Source organism: Mycobacterium sp. DBP42 (genome assembly GCF_005924235.1).
Classification (GTDB): Bacteria; Actinomycetota; Actinomycetes; order Mycobacteriales; family Mycobacteriaceae; genus Mycobacterium; species Mycobacterium syngnathidarum.
On sequence record NZ_VCMY01000063.1, the window covers coordinates 1 to 24,873 of the forward strand.

The 24,873-nt window shown below is 67.0% G+C and carries 20 protein-coding genes; 6 read left to right on the forward strand and 14 right to left on the reverse strand.

Features of this window, described 5'->3' with window-relative positions:
- Nucleotides 1-74: 74 nt before the first annotated feature.
- Both E0T84_RS29980 and E0T84_RS29985 read left to right on the forward strand, forming a co-directional pair.
- Nucleotides 75-785, forward strand: coding sequence for a hypothetical protein (locus tag E0T84_RS29980; protein WP_249383785.1), 711 nt, complete (start codon nucleotides 75-77; stop codon nucleotides 783-785).
- Nucleotides 785-2,770 (forward strand): YhgE/Pip domain-containing protein, encoded by a 1,986-nt coding sequence (locus E0T84_RS29985; protein WP_138746288.1) that lies wholly within the window; start codon nucleotides 785-787, stop codon nucleotides 2,768-2,770. Before E0T84_RS29980 ends, E0T84_RS29985 begins: the two co-directional genes overlap by 1 nt.
- Before the next feature lies 1 nt (nucleotide 2,771).
- On the opposite strand, the gene E0T84_RS29990 is transcribed toward E0T84_RS29985, so the two are convergent.
- Entirely contained in the window at nucleotides 2,772-3,671 is a 900-nt protein-coding gene (locus tag E0T84_RS29990) for a TauD/TfdA family dioxygenase (protein WP_138746289.1), read from the reverse strand.
- Between the two features lie 73 nt (nucleotides 3,672-3,744).
- Here E0T84_RS29990 and E0T84_RS29995 point away from each other — a divergent pair, with 73 nt between their 5' ends.
- Nucleotides 3,745-4,347 carry a TetR/AcrR family transcriptional regulator gene (locus E0T84_RS29995; RefSeq protein ID WP_138746290.1) on the forward strand — a complete coding sequence of 201 codons (603 nt, stop codon included), beginning with the start codon at nucleotides 3,745-3,747 and terminating at the stop codon, nucleotides 4,345-4,347.
- Here the strand turns inward: E0T84_RS29995 and E0T84_RS30000 are convergent.
- The 3 genes from E0T84_RS30000 to E0T84_RS30010 form a co-directional block, all read right to left on the reverse strand.
- Nucleotides 4,327-5,781, reverse strand: coding sequence for a catalase (locus tag E0T84_RS30000; RefSeq protein ID WP_138746291.1), 1,455 nt, complete (start codon nucleotides 5,779-5,781; stop codon nucleotides 4,327-4,329). The two genes, E0T84_RS29995 and E0T84_RS30000, sit on opposite strands and share 21 nt — an antisense overlap.
- Nucleotides 5,782-5,899: 118 nt before the next feature.
- Nucleotides 5,900-8,266: a glycoside hydrolase family 65 protein gene (locus E0T84_RS30005; RefSeq protein ID WP_138746297.1), complete on the reverse strand. Its 2,367-nt coding sequence runs from the start codon at nucleotides 8,264-8,266 to the stop codon at nucleotides 5,900-5,902.
- Nucleotides 8,267-8,273: 7 nt separating this feature from the next.
- Nucleotides 8,274-9,044: a beta-phosphoglucomutase family hydrolase gene (locus E0T84_RS30010; protein WP_083283907.1), complete on the reverse strand. Its 771-nt coding sequence runs from the start codon at nucleotides 9,042-9,044 to the stop codon at nucleotides 8,274-8,276.
- Between the two features lie 115 nt (nucleotides 9,045-9,159).
- On the opposite strand from E0T84_RS30010, the gene guaA reads away from it, so the two are divergent.
- Nucleotides 9,160-10,713 carry a glutamine-hydrolyzing GMP synthase gene (gene guaA, locus E0T84_RS30015; RefSeq protein ID WP_070184960.1) on the forward strand — a complete coding sequence of 518 codons (1,554 nt, stop codon included), beginning with the start codon at nucleotides 9,160-9,162 and terminating at the stop codon, nucleotides 10,711-10,713.
- On the opposite strand, the gene E0T84_RS30020 is transcribed toward guaA, so the two are convergent.
- The 10 genes from E0T84_RS30020 to E0T84_RS30070 all read right to left on the reverse strand — a co-directional run bounded on the left by E0T84_RS30020 (nucleotide 10,714) and on the right by E0T84_RS30070 (nucleotide 22,150).
- Nucleotides 10,714-11,634 carry a MerR family transcriptional regulator gene (locus E0T84_RS30020; RefSeq protein WP_070184961.1) on the reverse strand — a complete coding sequence of 307 codons (921 nt, stop codon included), beginning with the start codon at nucleotides 11,632-11,634 and terminating at the stop codon, nucleotides 10,714-10,716. It abuts the gene before it with no gap.
- Nucleotides 11,634-13,175, reverse strand: coding sequence for an NAD(P)/FAD-dependent oxidoreductase (locus tag E0T84_RS30025; RefSeq protein WP_138746292.1), 1,542 nt, complete (start codon nucleotides 13,173-13,175; stop codon nucleotides 11,634-11,636). Before E0T84_RS30025 ends, E0T84_RS30020 begins: the two co-directional genes overlap by 1 nt.
- 1 nt (nucleotide 13,176) lies before the next feature.
- The gene (locus E0T84_RS30030) at nucleotides 13,177-14,097 is read right to left on the reverse strand and encodes a ferritin-like domain-containing protein (RefSeq protein ID WP_138746293.1); all 921 of its coding nucleotides are present in this window, start codon (nucleotides 14,095-14,097) and stop codon (nucleotides 13,177-13,179) included.
- 2 nt (nucleotides 14,098-14,099) lie between these two features.
- A complete protein-coding gene (locus E0T84_RS30035) occupies nucleotides 14,100-14,951 on the reverse strand; it encodes an SDR family NAD(P)-dependent oxidoreductase (protein WP_138746294.1) in 852 nt (283 codons plus the stop codon).
- Nucleotides 14,948-15,934, reverse strand: coding sequence for an alpha/beta hydrolase (locus E0T84_RS30040; RefSeq protein ID WP_070184965.1), 987 nt, complete (start codon nucleotides 15,932-15,934; stop codon nucleotides 14,948-14,950). The genes E0T84_RS30035 and E0T84_RS30040 overlap by 4 nt, the downstream gene beginning before the upstream one ends.
- Nucleotides 15,935-16,037: 103 nt before the next feature.
- Nucleotides 16,038-17,849: a zinc ribbon domain-containing protein gene (locus E0T84_RS30045; protein ID WP_070184966.1), complete on the reverse strand. Its 1,812-nt coding sequence runs from the start codon at nucleotides 17,847-17,849 to the stop codon at nucleotides 16,038-16,040.
- 435 nt (nucleotides 17,850-18,284) lie between these two features.
- A complete protein-coding gene (locus E0T84_RS30055) occupies nucleotides 18,285-19,004 on the reverse strand; it encodes a hypothetical protein (protein WP_070184967.1) in 720 nt (239 codons plus the stop codon).
- Nucleotides 19,001-20,209: a zinc ribbon domain-containing protein gene (locus E0T84_RS30060; RefSeq protein ID WP_070184968.1), complete on the reverse strand. Its 1,209-nt coding sequence runs from the start codon at nucleotides 20,207-20,209 to the stop codon at nucleotides 19,001-19,003. The genes E0T84_RS30055 and E0T84_RS30060 overlap by 4 nt, the downstream gene beginning before the upstream one ends.
- The gene (locus tag E0T84_RS30065; RefSeq protein ID WP_070184975.1) at nucleotides 20,206-21,828 is read right to left on the reverse strand and encodes a S53 family peptidase; all 1,623 of its coding nucleotides are present in this window, start codon (nucleotides 21,826-21,828) and stop codon (nucleotides 20,206-20,208) included. Before E0T84_RS30065 ends, E0T84_RS30060 begins: the two co-directional genes overlap by 4 nt.
- Before the next feature lie 40 nt (nucleotides 21,829-21,868).
- Nucleotides 21,869-22,150 carry a hypothetical protein gene (locus E0T84_RS30070; RefSeq protein WP_070184969.1) on the reverse strand — a complete coding sequence of 94 codons (282 nt, stop codon included), beginning with the start codon at nucleotides 22,148-22,150 and terminating at the stop codon, nucleotides 21,869-21,871.
- 292 nt (nucleotides 22,151-22,442) lie between these two features.
- On the opposite strand from E0T84_RS30070, the gene E0T84_RS30080 reads away from it, so the two are divergent.
- Together E0T84_RS30080 and E0T84_RS30085 are read left to right on the forward strand one after the other, a co-directional pair.
- A complete protein-coding gene (locus E0T84_RS30080; RefSeq protein ID WP_083283911.1) occupies nucleotides 22,443-23,150 on the forward strand; it encodes a hypothetical protein in 708 nt (235 codons plus the stop codon).
- A gap of 3 nt (nucleotides 23,151-23,153) precedes the next feature.
- Complete coding sequence (locus tag E0T84_RS30085; protein WP_138746295.1) at nucleotides 23,154-24,740, forward strand: DNA polymerase Y family protein; 1,587 nt, start codon at nucleotides 23,154-23,156, stop codon at nucleotides 24,738-24,740.
- Nucleotides 24,741-24,873 lie beyond the last annotated feature (133 nt).

Consider the following 24,873-nt stretch of genomic DNA (forward strand, 5'->3'; position numbering starts at 1 on the left):
GTTTGACAGCCGACATGACCAACACAATACTCGCTAGTATCGTATGGATACCAGTGAGTATCGAAAGGTCGGAAATGGCAGACAGGGACGACGCCGAGGACACCCAGGCGCCCGAGGTGGGCGACGCGCAGGACCCGCCGCAGATCATTGCGGCCGGCCTGGGGGTCGACGGCGAGCACGGACCGCTGTTCTCCGATATCGACCTCGAGCTCACGCCGGGATTCCATGCCATCCAGATGCCCGGTGGCTGGGGGCAGACCGCCCTGCTGCTGACGTTGGCCGGGCGGCTCAAACCCACCCACGGCACCGTGACTGTCCGCGGCGAATCGGACCCCAGAGCGATCCGGCGGCACTGCGCGATCGCGGCGTTCGCCGACATCGATGAACTGGAGGATTCGGTCACCGTGCAGACCGTGCTCGCCGAACAGCGACGCTGGCTGGCGCCGTGGTATCGACGAGTTCCGATCGAGGCCGGCGAATCCGCCCTGCGCGAGGTGTTCGGCGAGCTGACGCCGCCCGCACCGCAGGACTACATCAGCGAACTGTCCGATCTCGACCTGTTTCTGCTGAAAGTCACCTTGGCGCTGTTCTCGAATCGTCCGATCCTGGTGGTCGGTGACCTCGAACAGGTCCGGGACAACTCGCGCCGGGCGATCGCCATCGAACGACTCGGCGCCATCGCCACCCAGCGCAGTGTCGTTGTCGGCGTGACCAATCCGCTCGGTGTCGAAGCTCCTGACCACGGACTGCACGACCACCGCATCCTGACCGGAAAGGACGCCTGATGTTGGGTCGTCACGACTTCAACTCACCCGCCGCGGGTCTCGCCTTCGGCTCGGAGATCAAGCGCTTCGGCCGCAGCCGCATGACCCGAGCCGCGATCGTGGTGCTCATGCTGCTGCCGCTGGTGTACGGCGCACTGTATCTATGGGCGTACTGGGACCCTTTCGGTCAGGTCGACAAGATGCCGGTGGCGCTGGTCAATTCCGATCAGGGAGCGGTGGTTTCGGGTCAACACGTCAATGTCGGCTCCGAGATCGCCAAGAGCCTGACCGACGACGCCAGCCTGAATTGGCATGTGGTGGATGCCGACGAGGCGCGGCAGGGTGTCGAGCACGGTCAGTACTACTTCATGCTTGAGCTGCCAAGCGATTTCAGCGAGGCGATCGCCTCACCGCTGACCGGTGACCCCAAGCAGGCCAACCTCAATGCGGTCTACAACGACGCCAACAACTACATCTCGTCGAACATCGGCCGCACCGCGATCGACCAGGTGCTCAATGCGGTGTCGACGCGGATCTCGGGTCAGGCCGTCAACCAGGTGCTGTCGGTCGTCGTCAGCTCGGGTGCCGGGATCAAGCAGGCCGCCGACGGCGCGGCCCAACTGGCCGACGGCGCAGCCAAAGTCGACGACGGCGCAGGTCAACTGGCGACCGGGCTGCACAGCGCTCGGTCGGGCTCGGCTCAGTTGGCCACGGGTGCCAAACAGCTCTCGGACGGCATCACCAAGGCCACCGATCCGCTGGTCGCCGTCACCTCCGCACTGTCGAAGATCGGCGGCGACACGCAGAAGCTGGAAGACGGGACCGCTGCGTTGCGACAGGCCAATGACCAGATCGGTGCCATCACCGGGGCGCAGGACTCCGCGGCCACGGCACTGGCCTCGGTGATTGATCAGTTGTCGGCCAGCCCGGATCCCATCGCCAACAACGCCGCCGGAACGCTGCGCGGCGTTCAGGACGACCTGCGGGCCCATCAGTTCACCCCGCAGATCCGCCAACAGCTCACCGACGCCGAGAACGCGGCGATCTCGATGACGTCGTCGCTGCGCAACCCCGGCAGCCCGCTGAACTCAGCGCTGGATCAGGTGGGCAGCAAGAACCAAGAACTCAGTGCGAAACTCAATGAGTTGCGCAGCGGAGCCCGGCAGCTGGCGACGGGCAATGCCGAACTGGCCAGTGGCATAGCCAAACTCGATACCGGTGCCGGGCAGCTCAAGGCCGGCACCGCCCAGTTGCGAGGCGGATCGGCCGAGTTGGCGACCAAGCTCGCTGACGGTGCCGGCCAGGTGCCGGATTGGACGCCCGCGCAGAAGGAAGCGATCGCCGACACCATCGGCGGCCCGGTGCACCTGCAGAACTCGGCCGAGAACGCCGCACCCAACTTCGGCACCGGGATGGCGCCCTTCTTCATCACGCTCGCGTTGTTCTTCGGTGCGCTCGTGCTGTGGATGGTGTTGCGCCCGTTGCAGAACCGTCCGATCGCCGCGGAGGTGCTGGCGATCCGCGTGGTGCTCGCCAGCTACCTTCCCGCCGCGGTGATCGGACTGTTCCAGGCGCTCATCCTGTATTGCGTGGTGCGCTTCGCTCTCGGCATGGAGGTGGCCCATCCGGTCGCGATGCTGGGCTTCATGATGCTGGTGTCCTGCACCTTCGTCGCCGCGACGCAGGCGATCAACGCGTTCGTCGGCCCCGCGGTGGGGCGGGTGCTGCTGATGGCCCTGCTCATGCTCCAGCTGGTCAGCGCGGGCGGCATGTACCCGGTGGAAACCACGTCACGGCCTTTCCAGGTGTTTCACAACTACGATCCGATGACGTACGGCGTCAACGGTTTGCGTCAGCTCATCCTCGGCGGGATCGACCACCGGCTCTGGCAGGCGATCGTCACGCTGTTGGTGATCTGGGTCGGCGCACTGACCATCTCATCGCTGTCGGCCAGGCGCAACCGGCTGTGGAACATGACCCGGTTGATGCCCGCGATCAAGATGTGAGTCAGACTGCCTGCAGCAGAGCGGCATCCGCCAGCGGCCGGCTCGGTTGGCCGTGGATGTCGACGGGAACATCGCCGGCAAGCGTCACGCGGTGCATCACCCGGCGCTGGTTGTCGTAGTCGTCGACCGCACGGTGCTGGGTGGCGCGGTTGTCCCAGATCGCGACGTCGCCGAGTGACCAGTTCCAGCGGATAGTGTTCTCCGGAACGGTGATTCGGCGCTGTAGCAACTCCAGCAGGACGGCCGATTCGTGGCTGTCCAAACCGAGGAATCCGCGGGTGAAGTCGCCGGCGACCAGGGTGCGCTCGCCGGTCTCCGGATGCACCCGAACCACGGGGTGCTCGGTCCGGAAGTCGGGCTTTTCGAACGCGGCCCGCATCAGCTGCTGTTCCTCGGTGAGGGCGATGGCCTGTGCCGCGGCGTAGTCGAAGCGGTTGCTGTGGACGGCCCACAGGTTCTCGGTGAGGGCCTTCAGCGGTGCGGGCAGGGCGTCGTAGGCGGCCGCGGTGGAGGCCCACAGGGTGGATCCGCCGTATTCGGGCAGCGTCACCGCGCGCAGGATCGAGATGGCCGGGTAGTCGGGTACGAATGTGACATCGGTGTGCCAGCGGGTGGCCTTGGCGTACTCGGAATCCAGCGGTGTGATGATCGGGGCGTCTTCTTGCTTGAGTGCGTGGTGGCCGACGGGCTTGCCCAGAAGCCGCGCAAAGGCGTGATGTTGCTCGTCGGTGAGGTCGTGCTGGCCGCTGAAGAAGACCACTTTGTGCTCGAGCAGCGCGCGCCGGATCTCGGTAACCGTGCCCGCGTCGAGATCGCCGCCGAGTTTCACCCCGTCGATACGGGCACCGATGCGGCTTCCGAGCTTTGTGACAGTGATGGGGGAGGTGGTGGGAACGGTCATCAGCGTGTCCTTTGTCCTGGTGGCGACAGGTGTAGTCAGGTGACTACACCCGTGTGTGAGCTAGTGTAACCACATGACTACACCGACGCCACCGGCCAAGGTTGCGACCGGTCCGGTCGGCAAGGACGAGGTGGTCGCGGCCGCACTGTCGGCGGCCGCGGAACTGTTCGCCGAACGCGGTCCGGCCGCCACGTCGATCCGCGACATCGCCGCCAGATCCAAGGTCAACCACGGACTGATCTACCGGCACTTCGGCACCAAGGAGCAATTGGTCGGCGCGGTGCTCGAGCACCTGGGCGGCCGCCTCACCGCGCTTTTGGACGGCGATGTGTCCGAGGCCGAGGTCGAACAAAACTTGGACCAGCACATGCGCGTGATGGCCAGGGCGCTGCTGGACGGCTACCCGATCGGCCAACTGCAGACCCGCTTTCCGGGGGTCACGAGGCTGCTCGACGAGGTGCTTCCGCGTTTCAACGACGAACGAGCGGGGCGGCTGGCGGTCGCCAATGCCGTTGCCCTGAAACTGGGTTGGCGGTTCTTCGAACCGTTCCTGCGATCGTCGGCCGGCCTGGATCCGATCAGCGACGGTGAGGTGCGGAACGCGGTCGGCGCCGAGGTCGCACGGATCCTCGAACCCGGCGCCGCCGCGGATCAGTCAGCTGCCGCTGCGGACTGAGGATTCGACCTTCTCGCCGAGCTGTTTGTCGACGTTCTTCCAGTACTCGAAGGCCCGCTCCAGGACATGCTCGGAGACACCCTTCGAGAGGTGACCGGCGATGTTGGAGACCAGCCGGGCCCGCGCCGCGTCGTCGAGCACGTCGCGCACCATGGTTCCGGCCTGCCCCCAGTCGTCGTCCTCGGCGTGCAGCGTGTAGGCGGCGCGGATCATTTCGCCGTCGGCACGCCACAGCGATTCACCGGTGCGGGCCGGGTCGGCTTGCGGGCCGCCGTACGAGTTCGGGGCGTAGACGGGATCGGACACGTTCTTGATCCGCATGGCCCCGTCTTTCGAGTAGCTGTTCACCTCGACCTTCGGGGAGTTGACCGGGATCTGCTTGTAGTTGGTCCCGAGCCGGTGACGATGGGCGTCGGCATAGGAGAAGTCACGGGCCAACAGCATCTTGTCCGGACTCAGACCGGTGCCGGCCACCCGGTTGTTCGGCTCGAACGCTGCCTGCTCCATTTCGGTGTGATAGTCCTCGACATTGCGGTCCAGCGTCAGCGTGCCGACATCGTGCAGCGGGTAGTCGCCGTGCGGCCACACCTTGGTCAGGTCGAACGGATTGAACCGATAGTCCTTGGCTTCCTCGAACGGCATGATCTGCACCTTCAGTGACCAGCTCGGGAACTCGCCGCGCTCGATCGCGTCGTACAGGTCGCGTTGGTGGGCATCGCCGTCGATGCCGGCCATCTCGTCGCCTTCTTCTTGCGTCAGGAACTCGACGCCCTGGTCGGATTTGAAGTGGTATTTGACCCAGAAGATCTCTCCGGCGGCATTGATCCAGCTGTACGTGTGACTGGAGTAGCCGTTCATGTGGCGCCAGTCGCGGGGAATGCCGCGATCGCCCATCAGCCACGTCACCTGGTGCGCGGATTCGGGTGAAAGCGTCCAGAAATCCCACTGCATGTCGTGATCGCGCAGATTGTTGGCCGCGCGCCGCTTCTGCGAGCGGATGAAGTGCTGGAACTTCAACGGGTCCCGCATGAAGAACACCGGGGTGTTGTTGCCGACCATGTCGAAATTGCCCTCGGTGGTGTAGAACTTGGTCGCGAACCCGCGAGGGTCGCGCCAGGTGTCTGGGCTGCCCCGTTCACCGGCGACGGTCGAAAATCGGGTCAAAGTCTCGGTCTTGACGCCCGGCTGGAACACCGCGGCCTTGGTGTAGGCGCTGACATCGTGGGTCACCTCGAAGTGACCGAATGCGCCGCCACCCTTGGCGTGCGGCTGGCGCTCCGGGATGCGCTCCCGGTTGAACATCGCCATCTGCTCGATCAGGTAGTGGTCCTGCAGCAGGATCGGCCCGTCGGGACCGATCGTCAATGAATGCTCGTCGCTGTACACCGGGATCCCGGCGTCGGTGGTTGTCGGCTTGGGCTGGTTACCGGTCACCCCGTCGCTCCTTTCGCTGTTCAGCAGCCGGCGCTGCGCGCGCGGCAACGCAGCCACTGGGGCCTACGAGTGCCGGGTACCCGCCGACGTTGTGACTCCAAACCCCGTTCGGGTGCTCTTATCGGTCGGAGTGGCCCGCGCGACGGCGTACCGGTTCCTTGCCGGGTGGCTGAAGCGGGGGCGGCAGCAGTGGATGGAGAGGCGTGATGGCGACGGTAGTCGGTCCACCGGTGTCGAGCACGACGTCGTCTCCGGCATGACGGATGGTGAGCGTCCCGTCGGGTCCGTCGCGCAACGTGTAGGTGACGTCTTCGTGGTGCGCATCGACTGTCACCCGAAAACCCTTCCACAGCAACCGAAACCGTAGACGCGAGATGCCGTCGGGCAGGTGCGGGTCCAGGGACAGGATGCTCTCGTCGTCGCGAAGTCCACCGAAACCGGCCACCAATGCGGTCCATGCCCCGGCCAGTGAGGCCATGTGCAGGCCATCGCGAGTGTTCCGGTGCAGATCACGTAGATCGATCAGCGCGGCCTCGTAGGCGTAGTCGTGGGCCAGCTCGAGGTGGCCGACCTCGGCGCACGTGACTGCCTGGGTACATGCCGACAGCGACGAGTCCCGGGTGGTGCGCCGCTCGTAGTAGTCGACGTTGCGGGCCTTCTGCTCCGCGGTGAACGCATGGCTCTGCCACTGCATGGCCAACACGAGATCCGCCTGCTTGAGCACCTGGGCCGGGTAGAGCCGGACATAGGGTTCGTGCAGCAGCAGCGGGTAGGAGGTGTTGGCGGAGAAATCCCATTCGGCCAGCGTGGTGAAGCCCTGGCATTGCGGGTGCACCCCCAACTCGTCGTCGTAGGGAATGTGGGCGGCGTCGGCGGCGTCACGCCAGGCCGCGGTCTCCTCGGTGGTCACGCCCATCGCGTAGGAGGCGTCGGGATGACGGGTGCACGCGGCGGCGGCCACCCGCAGGTTGTGTGCGGCCATCAGGTTGGTGAACACGTTGTCACGCACCACCGCGGTGTACTCGTCGGGTCCGGTCACGCCGTCCAGATGCCAGATCCCGTGGCGGTCGTGATGACCCAAGGACATCCACAGCCGGGCGGTGTCCACCAGCACCTCCAGGCCGCATTCCTGCTCCAGCGAATCGTCACCGGTGACAACGCGATAGCGCTCGAACGCCGCGGCGATGTCGGCATTGATGTGCCACGCGGCGGTGCCTGCAGGCCAATAGGCCGAGCACTCCTCGCCGCGGATGGTGCGCCAGGGGAAGCTGGCGCCGTCCAGATCGAGCTGTTGCGCACGCTCTCGGGCGAGCTCGAGCGTGGAGGCCCGCCACCTCAGGGCGTCGGCGGCCGCTTGCGGCTTGGTGTACGTCAGCACCGGCAGCACGAAACCCTCAGTGTCCCAGAAGGCATGCCCGTCATAGCCGGTGCCGGTCAGTCCCTTGCCTGCGATGGCACGCCGCTCGGCGCGGGCGCTGGCCTGCAGCACGTGGAACAGTCCGAACCGCACCGCCTGCTGGCAATCGGGGTCGCCTTCGACTTCGACGTCGGCGCAGTCCCAGAATTCGTCGAGGTACGCCCGCTGAGAGTCCAGCAGCCCCTGCCACCCGCTGTAGCGGGCACCGGTGATGGCCGCAGCGGCCTGGTCACGCAGGGCGGGACGCGATCGCAGGCTGGACCATCCGTACCCGAGGTATTTGACGATGCGCAGCTTCTGCCCGGCCCGCAGGCCGCAGATGACGGTGGTGCGGGCCAGGTCCTCACGCGAATCGGTGCTGACCTCGACTCGCCCGGGCACCTCGACGTCGTGATCCATCGCGGCCGCCATCATCAGGCCACTGCCGACCGTGCGGTGCACCAGAAGCGCACCGCTGTCGGTGTTTTCATGGTGGACGGCGTGCAGCGGATGTTTGAGCACCGCCGAGACCCGGGGGTCGTCGGAGGTCTCGGGCTGGTCCTCGTTGGTGACGAGTTCGGATTGCACCGTCACGCGGACGAATTCGTCGAGCGCCTCGACGATGTACTCGACGGCTGCCACGCCGCGGTGCGCGAACGACACCAGACGGGTCGAGAGAATCCGGACCTGTTTGCCCGCCGGGGAGCGCCAGTGGGCGAGGCGCGTCAGGGTTCCGGCGCGCAGGTCCAGTGTGCGTTCGTGATCGATCAGCTCGCCGTAGCGCACGTCGAAGGGCTCGTCGTCGACGAGCAACCGCAGCAGCTTGCCGTTGGTGACGTCGACGACGGTCTGGCCGGCCTCGGGGTAGCCGAACCCGGCCTCGGCATAGGGCAGCGGGCGCACCTCGAAGAACCCGGCGAGGTAGGTGCCCGGCAGACCGTAGGGCTCGCCTTCGTCGAGGTTGCCGCGCAAGCCGATGTGGCCGTTGGACAGCGCGAAAAGTGATTCGGATTGAGCCAGCAGGTTGAGGTCCAAACGGGTTTCGCGCACCTGCCACGGCTCCACCGGATAGGCCTCGTGGGTGATCATCATGGAGCTACATCAACTCCGCCAGGTCGGTGACAACGACATCGGCGCCGTCGCGGCGCAGTTGCTCGGCCTGCCCGACGCGGTCCACACCCACCACGAAACCGAACTTCCCGGCGCGGCCGGCTGCGACCCCGGCCAACGCGTCCTCGAACACCGCGGCCTGGGCGGGGGAGACGTCGAGGAGTTCGGCGGCACGCAGGAAGCTGTCCGGTGCCGGTTTGCCCGGAAGGTTCGCGTCTCGCAGCGTCACCCCGTCCACCCGCTGCTCGATGTAGGTGTCCAAACCGGTGATCTTGAGTACCTCCTCGGTGTTGGCGCTGGAGGACACCACGGCCCGGCGCAGCCCGGCATCGGCCACGGCCTGCAGATAGCGGCGCGATCCCTCGAACACCTCGACCCCGTCTTTCTGCAGGGTCTGGTGAAACATCGCGTTCTTCCGGTTGCCGAGGCCCTCGATGGTGCCGGCTTCGGCGGGATCATCCGGTGTGCCCTCGGGTAGTTCGATTCCCCGGCTCGACAGGAACGACCGCACGCCGTCCTGTCGGCGCTTGCCGTCGACGTAGCGCAGGTAGTCGCCGTCGACGTCGAACGGTGTGTACGGCTCACCGGTGCGGTCGGCCCGGCCTTCGAGGTACTCGTCGAACATGGCCTTCCAGGCCTTCTTGTGCACGCTGGCCGTATCGGTCAGCACACCATCGAGATCGAACAGGCAGGCGGTGATCTGCTCGGGCAAGCCCAGCACAACGGTCCTCGCTTTCGCCGACGTCCACTCCATCATGCGTAGTCGCCGCGCCAAGGGTGGGTTTAAACACGGCTCCGGCGGCCCGCGGTATCCGCCTACCAAGTTTTCCGGCACGTCAAGCACGCTCTGACCTGCCCTCTAGACTGTTGCGGTGGCTTCTCCATCTCCCCGTCCCGTCCTCGTCGTCGACTTCGGGGCTCAGTACGCACAGCTGATCGCGCGGCGGGTCCGCGAGGCCCGGGTGTTTTCCGAGGTCATCCCGCACACCGCCACGGTCGAGGAGATCAAGGCCAAGGATCCGCAGGCCATCGTGCTGTCGGGTGGCCCGGCCAGCGTCTACGCCGAGGGTGCCCCACGCCTGGACCCTGCGCTGTTCGATCTGGACGTCCCGGTGTTCGGCATCTGCTACGGCTTCCAGGCCATGGCCCAAGCGCTCGGCGGCACCGTCGAACACACCGGGACCAGCGAGTACGGGCGCACCGAGCTCAGCGTGGCGGGCGGTGACCTGCACTCTGAGCTGCCGGTCAGCCAGCCGGTGTGGATGAGCCACGGCGACGCCGTCACGGCGGCGCCGGAAGGCTTCGAAGTGATCGCCTCCAGTGCCGGTGCCCCGGTCGCGGGTTTCGAGAACCGGGCCCGCCGCCTGGCCGGCGTGCAGTACCACCCGGAGGTCCTGCATTCCCCGCATGGCCAGCAGGTGCTGAGCCGCTTTCTGCACGAATTCGCCGGCATCGGCGCCACCTGGACCCCGGCCAACATCGCCGAGCAGCTCATCGAGGCGGTCCGCGCTCAGATCGGTGACGGCCAGGCCATCTGCGGGCTGTCCGGTGGTGTCGACTCCGCGGTGGCCGCCGCGCTGGTGCAACGCGCCATCGGGGACCGGCTCACGTGTGTGTTCGTCGACCACGGTCTGCTGCGGGCCGGGGAACGGGGCCAGGTGCAACGCGATTTCGTCGCCGCGACCGGGGCCAAGCTGGTGACCGTCGATGTCGCCGACCGTTTCCTCGAAGCGCTGACCGGGGTCACCAACCCCGAGGGCAAGCGCAAGATCATCGGCCGCGAGTTCATCCGCGCGTTCGAGGGCGCGGTGCGCGACACCCTGAGCGAGGCCGACATCGACTTCCTGGTGCAGGGCACGCTGTACCCCGATGTGGTGGAATCCGGTGGCGGCACGGGCACGGCCAACATCAAGAGCCACCACAACGTCGGCGGCCTGCCGGACGACCTGAAGTTCAAGCTCGTCGAACCGCTGCGACTGCTGTTCAAGGACGAGGTGCGCGCGGTGGGCCGTGAACTCGGCCTACCCGAGGAAATCGTTGCCCGCCAACCGTTCCCGGGGCCGGGCCTGGGTATCCGTATCGTCGGCGAGGTGACCGCCGACCGGCTCGAAACCCTGCGCCGCGCCGACGCGATCGCGCGTGAGGAGCTCACCGCCGCCGGGCTGGATCAGCAGATCTGGCAGTGCCCGGTGGTGCTGCTGGCCGACGTGCGTTCGGTCGGTGTGCAGGGCGACGGCCGCACTTACGGGCACCCGATCGTCCTGCGCCCGGTGTCCAGCGAGGACGCCATGACCGCCGACTGGACCCGGGTGCCCTACGAAGTGCTGGAACGGATTTCGACCCGGATCACCAATGAGGTGCCCGAGGTCAACCGGGTGGTGCTGGACGTCACCAGCAAGCCGCCGGGCACCATCGAGTGGGAGTAGTTACGTCTGCTCGCCGGGATTCGTCGCCGCCTTCTCGACGTACTCGGTCAACATCTGACTGACCACCGATTCGATGGTCGATTCGATCGAGGCGGCCAGCGTCGCGCTGACCGCGGAGACGGCCTGGGTACGGAACTGGATCAACATCGTGATCAGTTCGGCCACTTCGGTATCGGCGGGCAGCGACTCGCCGGGTTTGATCTTCTGGGACACCTGCTCCACACCCGCCCGCACCAGGATCGAGCTGATCTGATCCAGCAGCGGCAGCACCTGCTCGTGTACATCGATCAATTTGTCGATCGGGACACCGTACCGCCGGACTTCGTTGAATGCCTCGATCAGCTTGGGTCGCACGATGATTGCCTCATCCGAGGTCTTCTCGATCTTGATCACGCCGTTGCCGACCAGCCTGTCGAAGGCCGAGTCGTCGGCGACCAGCCGTTTGGCGTGCCCGAGCGGCACCCGTTCGGGTTTCTCGGTCGCCCAGTTGCCCGCGATGGCGTCCTCCAAGCCCAGCACATCGCCGATGTCCTTGCCCTGTTCCCAGGCGCTGAGCATCTCGTGAACGTGCGCGATGTTGTAGCCCCGGTCCAGCATCGAGGTGATCAAGCGCAGCCGGGTGAGGTGGGTGTCGTTGAACAACGCGATCCGGCCCACCCGCAGTGGCGGGTGCAGCAGGCCCCGGTCTCGGTACACCCGAATGTTGCGGGTGGTCGTGTCGGCAAGCCGGGCGAGCTCCTCGATCCGGTACTCGCCCGATGCGGCGGCGCCGTGCGGTTGCACGGCGGCGTCGAAGAGCTGCGACACCGCCGTCTCGATGACGTCGCGCGATCCGCGCCGGATCTGCCTGGGGGCCCGGCGCAGACCGGTGAGGATGGTCGAGATGGCGCCGGCCGGCGGCCGGGGCTGCTTGGCCGCCATCACGCCGAGGAGCTGATCGCGACAGCTGCGTCGCGTGCTGAAGTGGGACTCGGCGCGTCCCGCACCGCTACCTCATAGTCGCCCAGCCGGAAATCCCGCATCTGTCGAAGATACTGGGTGGCGGTTCCGGGATACATCGACGCATTGAATCCGTCGGCGGTCAGGTACCAACTGGTGCATCCCGACAGCCAGGTGGTTTTCGTCAGTCGCTGCTGCAGCCGGGCGTTGTGCCGCTCCTGGACCTCGGCGCGCACGTCGAGGTAGCGAAGTTTCTGCCGCAGGATGGCGCGGATGCCGGCGACGGCGTAGTCGATCTGGCCCTCGACGTAGACGAGCAGTGAGTTGTGCCCCGGCCCCGAGTTGGGTCCGGTCATCAGGAACAGGTTGGGGTACCCGTGGACGTTGATGCTCTTGTATGCCTGGGCGCCGCCCTCCCACTCGTCGGCCAGAGATCGCCCGCCGAGGCCGGTGACGGGATAGGGCGGACCGGTGAGGTGAACGTCGAACCCGGTGGCGAACACGATCGCGTCCAGGTGGTGTTCGATGCCGTCGCTGGTGCGGATGCCCACCGGGCTCATGGTGGCGATGGGCCAGTCGATCAGCTTGCAGTTGTCGCGTTGCAGCGCCGGGTAGTAGTCGCTGGACACCAGCATGCGCTTGCATCCCGGGGTGAAATCCGGGGTCAGCTGCCTGCGCAGCCACGGATCGGAAACCTGCCGGCGCAGATGCGCCTTGCCGAGCCGGGCGACCAATCCCGTCAGCGGGGTGTCCCACACCATCGCCGTCGCGCTGGCCTCATGTCCCCAGAACAGGATCTGCCGGGCAAGCTGTTGTGCTGCAGGTACTTTCGCGAACAAGCTGCGCGCCGCCGGGGGCGTGGCGATGTCGAGGCGGGGGATCACCCAGCCTGGGGTGCGTTGGAACACCTTGACGAAGCCTGCGGTCTTGACCAGCTCCGGGATGATCTGGACGGCGCTGGCTCCGGTGCCGATGACGGCGACCCGCTTGCCGGTGAAATCGTAATCGTGATCCCAGTTCGCACTGTGGATCTTGTGGCCCTGGTAGGTGTCCAGCCCACGGATGTCGGGCCATTTGTGGTCGGGCAGCGGGCCGGAAGCCAGCACCACGGTGCGGGCCCGAAAGCGCCGCGTACGTGAGGAGCGATCAGGCCCTGAGCGGCCCGTGGTCTCGACCGTCCAGACCCCCTCGGCTTCGTCGAACGACAGACCGTTGACCTCGACACCGAACTGGATGCGCCGGCGCAGATCGAATGAGTCGACCATGTCCTCGATGTGCCGGCGAATCTCACCGGCGGGGGAGTAGGCGCGCGACCAGTCCGGGTTCTTGACGAATGAGAACGAGTACAGCAGCGACGGAATGTCGCATGCCGCACCGGGATAGGTGTTGTCGCGCCACGTCCCGCCCACGCGGTCCGAGCGATCCAGGATGACGAAGTCGTCGACTCCGGCCTCGATGAGTTTGATGGCGGTGCCGATGCCGGTGAACCCGGCGCCGACGATCAGGGTGTCATATGTGTGCATGTCAGGCCGCCGGCTCGTGGGTCAGCTCTTTGAACCAGCTGGGGATGGGCCGCAGTAGGGTCTTCGGGTAGCGGTCGGAGGCCCACACCATCGGGTTGGCGATCCAGTGGTAGGGGTGGCGCGGGTTGGTGACCATCCGGCCGTGCAGCGTGAGCAGCTGATAGGTCGGGACCCGCCACGTGTACTCACCGCGGCCGCCGATCTCCTTGAAGCGCATCATCGCCTTGTACAGCTTCTCCGGCTGCAGGCCCATGTCGACGATGTTGTTGCGCATCCGGTTGAGCAGCGGTACGTACATCAGGGTGCCGATGATCACTCCGGGAGACGCCACGTTGCCCACGAACTCGACCGCGAGCCTGCGTACGGTCGAGTTGCCGATCATGTTGAGAACCTCGAAATCCACGGCGATGTGGCGGGATTCGTCATTGTTGATCTTCTCGAAGACCTGATGGCAGACCGGATCGTCGACCTCTTCGAGCAGGAACTTCAACAATGCTCCGTCGAGAGCCACCTCGAGCATCGGGATGACGGTGCCCAGGACCGATAGCGACATGTTGTCGGAGAAGGTGTCCAGCCACTCGATGGCCAGCCGGATGTTGACGTTCGGCTCGGGCATTTCGCTGTCTTCGAGCATGCCCCAGCGCTTCATCAGCGCCAGCTCGGCGTTGGCGTGCCGCTGCTCTTCGGCGTGGAAGTAGCGGTAGATCTCGGCGATGGTCGGGGTCGGCGCCTTCTTGGCCAGCGCGGCGAACCCTCGGGCGCCGACGTTCTCGATCCAGCACAGATCGGCCATGAAAGCCTTGAGCTTGGGCCGCATTTCGTCGGTGATGGTCTCGGCGCCCGGCGCGTCCCAGTCGATGTCGGCCAGTGCCCACTGGCGATCCTTGATCTTTGCCAGCATGCGTTCCATATCCATGGCCATGGCTAAACCTCCTCGTGACTGGTGACGCGGGTGGTCAGACCCACGGCTCGGGTGTAGATCGTCGGGGTGAGTCGTTTGATGCCCCAACCGATCCGGGCGTCGGGTTGCGGCATGCAGTAGAGGCCGCCGCGGTCGTTGGTGTCCAGGCACATCCGGGCGACACGTTCGGGGGAAAACCCGGTCCAGCGCATCAGCCGGTCGGCGAGCTGCGTCGACTGGGCGGTGATCCGGCCAGCTTCGACGATGTTGGTCTTGACGAAAGTCGGGCACAGCGCCGTGACGTTGATCCCGGTGCCGGCCAACTCGGCGACCAGCGTCTCCGACAGCGACAGCGTCCCAGCCTTGCTGACGTTGTAGGCCGCCATCCCCGGAGCCGCGCCGAATGCGGCAGCGGACGCGACGTTGATGATGCCGCGGGGCTGATTGCCTTCTGCGGCACGCAGAATCGGAGTGAACACGTGGCAGCCGTGGATCGGCCCCCACAGATTGATGCCGAGCACCCAGTTCCAGTCGTCGAGGGTGACCTCGCCGATGGGTTGGCCGCCGGCGCCGACGCCCGCATTGTTGACGACCAGCGATGGCGGACCGTCGAACCAGGCTTGTGCGGCCTCGGCGAGATGCGTGACGTCCTCGATCCGCGATACGTCGCAGCGCACCGCGGTGGCCTGCCCACCGACGGCGACGACACTTTCGGCGATGGCGCGGGCTGCGGCCTCGTCGATGTCGCTGCACACCACCCGGCCACCGCGGGCGGCCAGTTCGCGGGCGAAGGCCGCGCCGATGCCGCTGCCCGCTCCGGTGACAACGGCGTCGGCGTGCCGGCTGCGCTTGCGGCCCGATCCGAGGATGTTCATCCGGTCACCTCGATGGTGGTGCAGCGCAGGGACTCCGAGATGAAGCCCGCTGCCCGTTGCATGGCTGGGACGGCTTCTGGGCTGAGCCGAGGGAGGGCCTGGAAGACGTGGACCTGATCGGGCCACACCTGCAGTTCGGCATTCCCGCCCGCAGTGCGGATGTCCGCGTCGAGCGAGCGGGCATCGGCAAGCAGCATCTCGGCGCCGCCGGCCTGGATCAGCGTCCGCGGCAACTGCCGCCCGCCTGCGACATCCAGGGCCAGGCGAGGGTGGGTGACATCGATTTTCCCGCAATACAACTCGACGAGCCGAGCGGCATCGGCGACGCGGATGGCGGGGTCGGGGGACAGGCTCTCCCGGGCACGGGCAAGCGTGAACGTCAGATCGATCAGGGGCGAGAACAGCACCAGCCCGGCGGGATGGGCGACATCGGGTTGCAGGAGCAGATCCACGGCGAGGTGCCCACCTGCGGAGTCGCCTGCCATCACGATGCGGTCTGGATGGAGGCCGCGTTCGGTGCACAACCAATCCCAACCTGCCCGCACGTCGTTGGCGGCGGCGGGGAACCGGTGTTCGGGAGCCAGCCGGTAGTCGATGCAGAACACGGGCAGTCCGGTCAGGCGTGACAGCCATGTGGTGAGCCGCCGGTGTGTCTGCGGCGAGCACAGCGCGAACCCGCTGCCGTGAAGGTAGTAGATGGCCCGTTCGCCTTCGGTCACTCCCGGGCCGCGTACCCATTCGCCCACGACGCGCCTGCCATCGGCCGTGCGTACGTCGACGCGTTCGACGCGGGTTCCCGACAACGACGGCCCGAAGGTGGCCATGATCCGCGCAATCAGCCTCCGCGAGGTCCACAGCCCCCAGCCGGTATCCGGCGGCAGTGCCGCGCTGACCTGGCGCAGGGTGAGGCTGCTGACTCTGGACGCGCCGCGGGATCGCACGGATCCGCGTTGAGCCGGGTGAATTCCGGTGGTTCCGGGCATGAGGCCTCCTCGTCGAAGCGTGCCTGGAGTACACCAGCAATTGATGACATTTGTCAATGTCATCAATTGACGATGTAACTAAGCGGTACCGGCCCGCCGACGCTCAGCGCGCCGGATCTCCGCGCCAACGAAAACTGTTGACGTACTTGCCCATATCCAGTGCGAGATCCAAGTTCGCGCCGGACGGGACGCCGGGGCCGAAATCGGGGCCGTACGCGTGATACGGACCGGTCGCGACGGCGATCAGCGCCAGGTCGTTCTTGACGGCCGTGAGGATGACCACCCGCAACCGCATGTACTCGCCGGTGGCGTTCTGCGGCCAGCTGTCGAGAACCATCCCGTACCCCGGCTGGTAGCCGACCATGGCATTCGGGATCTCGTAGTCCATGTCGGCGTCGGGGTAGGTGTCCGCGATCAGGGCCGTGGCGACCTCCTTCGGGGTCCGTCCGGCTGCTGGCTTGCCGATGAGTTGCATGGTGCCGCCGTCACCGGCGAGGAAATCCGCCGTCACACCGTCGTTGGCGGTGGTGACCGTGTAGGCCGCGCCGGTGGCGGGGAAGGCGACCGAGAACCCGCCGTCCGGAGCGTTGAAGCGGGGATTCGTCGCCACGGGCTCGAACGTCGGCGGACGGCCACAGTCGGGCGGGCATATGTAGCGAGCAGGTGCGGGGCTGGCCAAGGCCGACACCCCGACGAGACCTGCGGCCGGCAACACGACGGCGGTACCCCATAGCTCCAGCATCCGGCGGTCGTCGGCCCGGTGCACCGGCGGCGGCAACGCGTGGATCGCGACTCCACAGTTGGGGCAGAACGTCGTATCGGGAACGGACTGGTCGCATTGTGGGCACACCAGCGATCCGTCGGTCTGAACGGCGTCACGGGTTTCGTAGAGCAATGCGAGCTGGACGCTGATGCGCAGTGCGAGCATCGCCAGCGCCATCACCGCCAGATGCACTGCCAGCACCAATATCTGAGAGACCAGCGCTACATCGATCAGACCGAGAATCGCATAGCCGGCAGGAACGGCTGCGGCCGTCAGTGTCACGGCCGTGCGTACTCGCTTCGGCTGCGCGGTGGCCGCCGCCGGCGTGAACCACAGCGCGACACCGACGAGCGCGCCGGCGGCCCCTGCGGTCAACGGCACCGCCACGCCCTGGATCCCGGCCTGGACCAACAGCCCGGTCAGCGGCCGGTCGTGGTCGACCAACCCGTCGTCGAACTGCGGAGCCAACCGGCCCAGTGTGGCGGTCGCAGTGAAGGCAAGCGCACCGAGTGCACCGATTGTGAAGCCGCCCAAGGACTCCCGTGCGCGCGGTGCCAACAGACCGATCGCGATGACCGGGGCCAGCATCAACAGCATCGCGCCGAGTGGGACGCCGAGGCCGTCCCGCAGGATCCGCAATGGTGGGACGGCGACACCCATCGGCATGTCGTACTCGCGGGCCACCGTGGTCGCCGTCATGAGTGTCCAAGCGACGCCCAGTCCAGCGCCCAGGACAGCGGTCAGCAGCAACGTGCGCGCTGGAATGTCTTGTGAGGCAGCGGTTCGACGGAGGTATGCGACGAACAACAGCGGCACTCCGAATGCAGCGAGCGCGTTCATCGCGGCGGGTAATCGCAAGAGTGCGCAGGCGACCACCGCGACCACCAGCAGCCCTATGGCCAGGCGGAACGGCGCGCGCGAATGTCGCGGCAGCTGCGGGAACAGCGAACTGACCACCGAAGGCCGCAGCAGGTGCTCGCGGCCTGCGCAGTATGCGCGGATCCGCAACCACCCGGGCTCATCGCCCTGTGCGTCCAGGTGTGTACCGCACCGGCCGCAGAACTCTTGTACTGCAACCTCGGCCCGGCATCGCGGGCACGCGGTGGTTCGCACTGTGTCGTCGGGGTCGTCGGGGCCCGTTCCGGAGCTCATGGCATGGATGGCCGCGAAGTCGGCGGCCGCTGTCCGAGCGCTATTGCCGGTGGGGGCTGCCGATCCCGTGCCGCCCAGTGGGTGGCGCCGCCGGTCCCACGTGGGTGGGCGTAAAGCTGTTGGCGCCGCCCGGGGTCACCTGCTTCTCGGTGGGGGCAGCGGGCGGCGGTGCCGTTGTGGTCGTCGTGGTGGTAGTCGGAGTCGGGCTCGTGGTCTCGGGCGCCTTTTCGCCCGTACCGCAAGCGCTGAGCCCGACCATCCCGATGATCGCAGCGGAGGCCGCACCGACTGCGAGGCGACGAGCTGATGTGCGTGACCTCATGGTTTGTCCTAACTGTCCCCCGCCGGGTGATTCGGACATGGCAGCCGAATCGAACTGGTAGCAAACCCTAACCCGGCGCGCCCCGGCGTGGGCGTCAATTGCGAGTTTCAGGCTCAGCGACTGGGATCGCCGCGCCAACGGAAGCTGTTGACGTATTTACCCATGTCCAGGGCCAACTGCAGGTTGGCCCCCGAGGGTTTACTGGCGCCGGAGCCAGGCCCGAATTCCCGGTACGGCCCGATGGCTGACGCGACCAGCGCGAGGTCGTCTTTGACCGCGACCAACACCAGGACCCGCATCCTCATGTAGTTGCTCGTCGCGCCCTGAGGCCAGCAATCGGCGACCAAGCCGAAACCTGGGTGGTAGCCGACCATCGCGTTGGGGATGGTGTACGCGGTCCGGGTATCCGGAAAGGTCTTCTCGACCAGGGAATTGGCGATGTCCTCGGGGTTGCGCCCACCGGCCCGCTCGCTGAACAACTGCAGCATGCCGCCATCACCGGCCTGGAACTCGGCGGTGACACCGGTCGGGTTGGTGGTGACCTTGTACGCCGAGGAAGCCACCGGATAGGAGACCGAGAAGCTCCCGTCGGGCGCGGTGAAGACGGGATTGATCGCCACGGCCTGTCCGGTCGGCGGCTGCCCGCAGTCCGGTGGACACATGTAGCGGGCCGGGGGTTGGCTCGTCGTGTGGGAGACCCAGGCCAGTACCCCGGCCACCAGGGCGATTCCGGCAACCAGGACGGTCAGCAGTTTCAGCGCTGAGGTTCCGCGGATGGCCCGGGTTCTGCCTGTCGAGATGGGTACCGCGTATCCGGGAAAAAACGTGTTCATTCGGCGCCCGGCCCCGGGTCACGGACAGGTCGGTGTTCGCGACGTTCTTCTCGGGACGTGCGTGATGATGCGTGGGTGGCTGCGCCGCAGTGGGGACAGAACGACATGTCGGGCACGATGTGGCCGCAGCGTGGACAGAAGATGGGTTTGTCGGAAGCGATCTCGTCCTGGGCCTCGTGCAGCAGCGCCAGATGCAGGCCGACGCGCAGCGCCAAGATTGCCAGCAACGCAACCGTGATGTGCACGGTCAATTGGACCCACTGGGGGGTACGGGCCACGTCGACCAAACCCAGTGCCGTGTAGATGATCAGCACGGCCAATGCGCAGGAGAACATCACGAGCCGGACGTAACCGACGTGTTTGTCGGCCTTGGTGGGAGGGCGGGTGAACCACAACGCCGCACCGACCAGGCCTCCGATGGATGCCGCGGTCAACGGTACTGCGATACCACGGATCCCGGCTTCCACTAGTAGCCCGGACAGCGGGCGGTTGTGCGCGACCATTCCGGTGGTCAACTGCGGTGCCAGCCGGGTCAGCGTGGCCGCCGCGGTGAAGGCCGTTGCGCCGAGAGCGCCGATCATGAAGCCGTCCAAGGATTCCCGGCTCGCCGGCCGCAGCAACCGGACCGCCACCGCGGGTACCAGCATGAGGACGGCACCGCCCAGTGGAATGCCCAGGCCGTTGCGCACGAGCCGGGTTCCGGTCACCCCCGCCCCGAGCGGGACGCCGTAGGACTTGGCCATGACGTGGCCGGTGAGCAGCACCCATCCCACGCCCAGCGCGACTCCCAGGACGACGGTCAGCACCAGGTTGGCGCGGTGCAGGTCGCGGAAAGCATCGGACTCGTAGAGATAGATCAGGAAGAGCAACGGTAGCCCCAATGCCGCAACAGCGATCAGGGCCGCGGGCAGGCGCAACAGCGCACACGACACCAACGCGGCGAGCAGGATCAGCATCGCGATGCGGAACGGGGTGCGAGATCGATCCGACAGGTGAGGGAACAGCGAGCTGGTGATCGACGGGCGCAGCAGATGTTCGTCGGGGGCGACGCAGGATGCACTGAGGCGCAACCATTCCGGCCCGTCTCCTTGCTCCTTGTCGATCGGCACCCCGCACAGGCCGCAGTACTTGCCGTCGGGCACGTCGACCTTGCAGACGCGACACTCGGTGGTCGGGACGTCGTTGCCCTCAGGCGGGTCGGTCATCGGTTCGCCTTCTGCAGCACGAGGAGATTCTTGACGAGGTTCTCGACGTTGGGCGTGCCCAGCCCGGTCACCATGTCGTAGCCGGGTGCGGCGCTGGCCACCGCGTTGCCCCCGAGGGTGACGTCGCGGAATGCCGGCAGCGGTGCACCCTTGGCGACGCGGTACAGCATCGGATTGAGATCGCCGAGTGCGCGCCCACCGTTGGCGGTCAGGTACTGGTTCATCACCGCGGCCATTGCAGCCCACAGCGGCGCGGACTGCGAGGTGCCGCCGCCGACCAGGACCTGGCCGTTCAGAACGATCTTCACGCCGGTGAACGGGTCGGCGACCGCCGAGATGTCGGGGGTCAGCCGCTTCTGGTCGCCACCGGCTTCGGTGCTACCGGGTGCGGACAGCCCGCGCTGCCAGCCCGGTCGGTCGAACAGCGACGAAACCCCGCCGCCGGTGCCTTGTGACAGCGGGACGTCGAACCAGGCCTGTTCGGCCAACCAGTCGCCGTCGGCGTCGGTGGACAGTGTGGTGCCGCCGACGTCGGTCATCTCCGGCAGGGAGGCCACCGAGTCCAGGCCGATGTCGTCTTCGCTGGGTGCCGACGACCAGTCTTGTCCGCCTTTGCATTCCAAGCCGGCCAGGTCGCCGCTGGCATTGAATGCCGTGGTGCCGTGGGTGTGTGCGGTGGCCAGCGCCGAGCGGACGGGGGCGAGATCGGCCGCGGTGATCAGCTTGTCGCAGCCCCACCCGATCGAGAAGCTCCACACCGCACCGGGGAACTGCCGGTCGGCGGACTCGAGCATCTTCCCGATCTTCTCGTAGGCACCGTCACCCTCGACGGTCGGCCGGGCATTGACCACGACCTTCTGCGCATCCGGGGCGATGGCATGGGCGACCTGCAGATCCATGGTGGTCTCACCCCGCGGTGCACTCGGTTGCCCGCCGACCACCGCGGGTGTGAACCTGGGCAGGCCGAAGGTGGTGGCGAACGTGTCCAGATCGGACTGATCGAATCCGTCGAACGCGAAGAACACGATGGTGGTGCCCTTGCCGGTGAATCCCTGTTCGGCCAGATCGGCGAGGTTGTAGGTGTTGAGCACTCCCTGTGGCGTCAATCCCTGGTCCGGAACATCGGTGGGCAGGTTCCGCAGGTCCGGCAGTGACATCCGGTGTGGCGTGTAGCCCAGGATCCGGCCGACCTCGCTGACGTCTGCGGCCAGTGGCCCGGGCACCGAAGGCTGTTGCGGTGAGGCATAGAACTCCTGACCGCGCCGCCCCCGGTAGTCGTGGATGTCCACGCCGAAGGCGGTTGCCATGTCGGGGGATCGGCCTTCGGTGATCGCCCAGGCGTCACCGGGTCGCCAGCGGACCGACAGTGCGTGCTGCTCGGCCCACTCGAACAGGGCCGCCGGCCGAGCGGCATCGTGCAGCGTCATGGTGAGTTGCGCCGAACCGTTGTCGGCGGGGCCGAGATCGGTTGAGGCGGACAGCAGTTGGGCGTACGGGCCGCCTATCTGAGCGGGCCCGTACGCCCGGTCACCCGTGGCCGGAGTGGCCCGCAGGTCAGACACCAGCAGGGCGCTGAACAGGATCAGAACCAGTAGCGTCCGCCCAGGGGCGATGTTCATCCCGGTCATGGGTGAACGACCGACTTTCTGTGCTCCGCGTTCAGTTGTCGCCGGGGATGGCGGTCGGTGCAGGCGGTGCCTTCACGCCGGGTGTGAACAGATTGCCGCCGGTGGGGTTGATCGACTTCTCGGTCGGTTCGACCGATGGCGGCGGAGCAGGGGTGGCCGGCGTGGTGGTTGTGGTCGTCGTCGTGGTGGTCGGTGTGGTGGTCTCGGGGCCCTCCTCCTCGGTACCGCACGCGGCGGTGAACGAGATCATCCCGATGACTGCCGCGCCGCCCGCGATGACGGTGAGCCGACGAGTCAACTGCCCAGACTTCATGTTGTTGTCCTCACTGTCCCCCGTGCTGTTACAGAGCTGGCCTTCGGCGAATCGCGGTGGATTCCCACTACTTGCAACGCAAATCGTGGCCCAGCCCCATCCCGAAGCGGGTTCTGGTGATCGGAACTCTAACCGAAGGTCCGCGCGGTCGCAGAACCATCGCGACCGGTGCGGCTTCCCGCGTCGGTGGCCGTCGCCCGCGGCTTGACGCTGTCGGGGGGTGGGTGTTTACTCGAGCTATCGAACATATATTCGAACATGCTGCGTTGCGAATGGTGCGGGAGGTGTTGTTGTGACTGTTGCGGCAGAGCTTGATATGCGTCGTCTTACCCGCTCTGAACAGGTAGAACACCTCCGTCGCAAGATTGCCTCGGTGTCGGGCAAGGTCGGCCCGGTGCATCGCGGCGCACCCCGGTCACCGGCGGTGACGCCGCCTCCGGAAACTTTGCTGTCGTCGCCTGAAACCCAGGTTGATGCATTGCCGGAGGGTCTACCGACGATGCTGCCACGCGGGTCGGTCGCGGTGGCCACGGGTGCCCGGTCGCTGTCGCTGGGCATGGTGGCGGCGGTGACGGCCGAGGGCGGGCATGCGGTGATCATCGGCCAACCCGATGTCGGCCTGTTGGCCGCGGTGGAGATGGGCGCCGATCTGAGCCGCCTCGCGGTGGTCCCCGACCCAGGCGCCGACCCTGTCGAGGTGGCCTCGGTGCTGATGGACGGGATGGATCTGGTGGTGCTCGGTCTGGGTGGGCGTTCGGTGCCGCCGAGTCGGGCCCGGGTGATGGTGGCGCGGGCACGGCAGAAGGGCTGCACTCTGTTGGTCACCGACGGTGACTGGCAGGGGGCGTCGGCCCGGCTGGAGGCGCGGGTATCCGGTTACGAGGTGGTCGGTGCCGGTCAGGACGCCCCGACGCCCGGCCGTGGCCGGATCAGCCGGGTCCGGCTGGCCATGGGGGCCCGGGGCCGGGGCGTCGGATCGGCTTGTGCGGCAGGCGGGTAGCTCATGCCCGCGGATTCCAGGGTGCTGGCTCTCTGGTGTATGGACTGGCCGGCGGTGGCCGCGGCGACGGCGGCAGGTCTGACGTCGACGGTGCCGGTCGCGGTCACCTTGGCCAACCGGGTGATCGCCTGTTCGGCATCGGCACGCGCAGCCGGGGTCCGGCGCGGTCTGCGCCGCCGTGAGGCGCAGGGCCGGTGCCCGCAACTGCATGTCGTCACCGCCGATCCGGCCAGGGACGCCCGCCATTTCGAGAACGTGACGCTTGCCATCGACGATCTGGTACCGCGCGCCGAGGTGCTGCGACCAGGGCTGCTGGTGCTCTCGGTCCGCGGCGCGGCACGGTACTTCGGTTCGGAATCGGTTGCGGCAGAACGATTGATCGATGCTGTCGCCGCGGCGGGGGCTGAATGTCAGGTCGGCATCGCCGATCAACTTTCCACAGCGGTCTTCGCCGCTCGGGCGGGGTGCATCGTCGAACCCGGGGCCGACGCACGGTTTCTGTCCGGGTTGTCGATCCGGCAACTGTCCACCGAACCGGCCCTGGCCGCTCCGGGGCGCGAGGACCTGGCAGACCTGTTGTGGCGGATGGGTATCCGGACTCTTGGGCAGTTCGCCGAGTTGTCCCGCACCGATATTGCCTCCCGGTTCGGGGCCGACGCGGTGGCGGCGCACCGGTTCGCTTGTGGCGAGCCGGATCGGGGGCCTTCCGGGCGGGATCCGGCCGCCGAACTCGACGCGGTGATGAACTGTGACCCGCCGATCGAACGGGTGGATGCCGCAGCCTTCGCGGGACGGTCACTGGCCAGTGATCTGCACCGTCATCTGGAGGCGGCCGGGGTGGGCTGCACCCGATTGGCCATCCACGCTGTAACCGCCAACGGTGAAGAGCTGGAACGGGTCTGGCGGTGTGCCGAACCACTGACCGAGGATGCCACCGCCGATCGGGTGCGTTGGCAGTTGGACGGCTGGCTGAACTGCCGCACCATTGATCGGCCTAGTGCGCCCCTCGTCATGTTGCGCTTGCGGCCGGTGGAGGTGGTGTCGGCGGCGGCGCTGCAGTTGCCGTTGTGGGGCGGGCTCGGGGAGGAGGATCGGCTGCGGGCCCGGCGGGCGCTGCTGCGGGTTCAGGGTCTGCTCGGCCCGGAGGCGGTCCAGGTCCCGGTGCTCAGCGGCGGGCGTGGACCGGCTGAACGCATCACCTTCACCCCGCTGGGGGATGAGCCGGTGCCGCGAGCCGATCCTCGGCAACCCTGGCCCGGTCAGCTGCCCGAGCCCTCGCCGACCGTGTTGCTCGACGACCCGGTGGAACTGCTTGATGTACAAGGAAATCCGGTGCGGGTCACCAGCCGCGGATTGTTCTCCGCGGATCCGGCGCAGCTGACCGGCGCCGGCCGCCGGGACGGCAGGTTGTGCTGGTGGGCGGGGCCGTGGCCGGTCGACGAGCGGTGGTGGGATCCGGAGAACCGAGGGGTCGGACGTACGGCGCGGGTCCAGGTGCTGCTGGGCTCTGGAGATAGGGAAGGGGGTGATCTTGCTCTGCTGTTGTGTTACCGGCAGCGCCGGTGGTATCTGGAGGGCGCCTATGAATGAAGTCTTAGCCTCGATCCGTGGATCGACCCTGTTGAAGGTGTCTCGGGACTGATCTTTGCCGTGCTGTGGGTGGTGGGCAGCCTGTAGCCGCTGGTCTGCCCAGCTTTTCCTGTGATGTTCGGTCGGGCCTTTC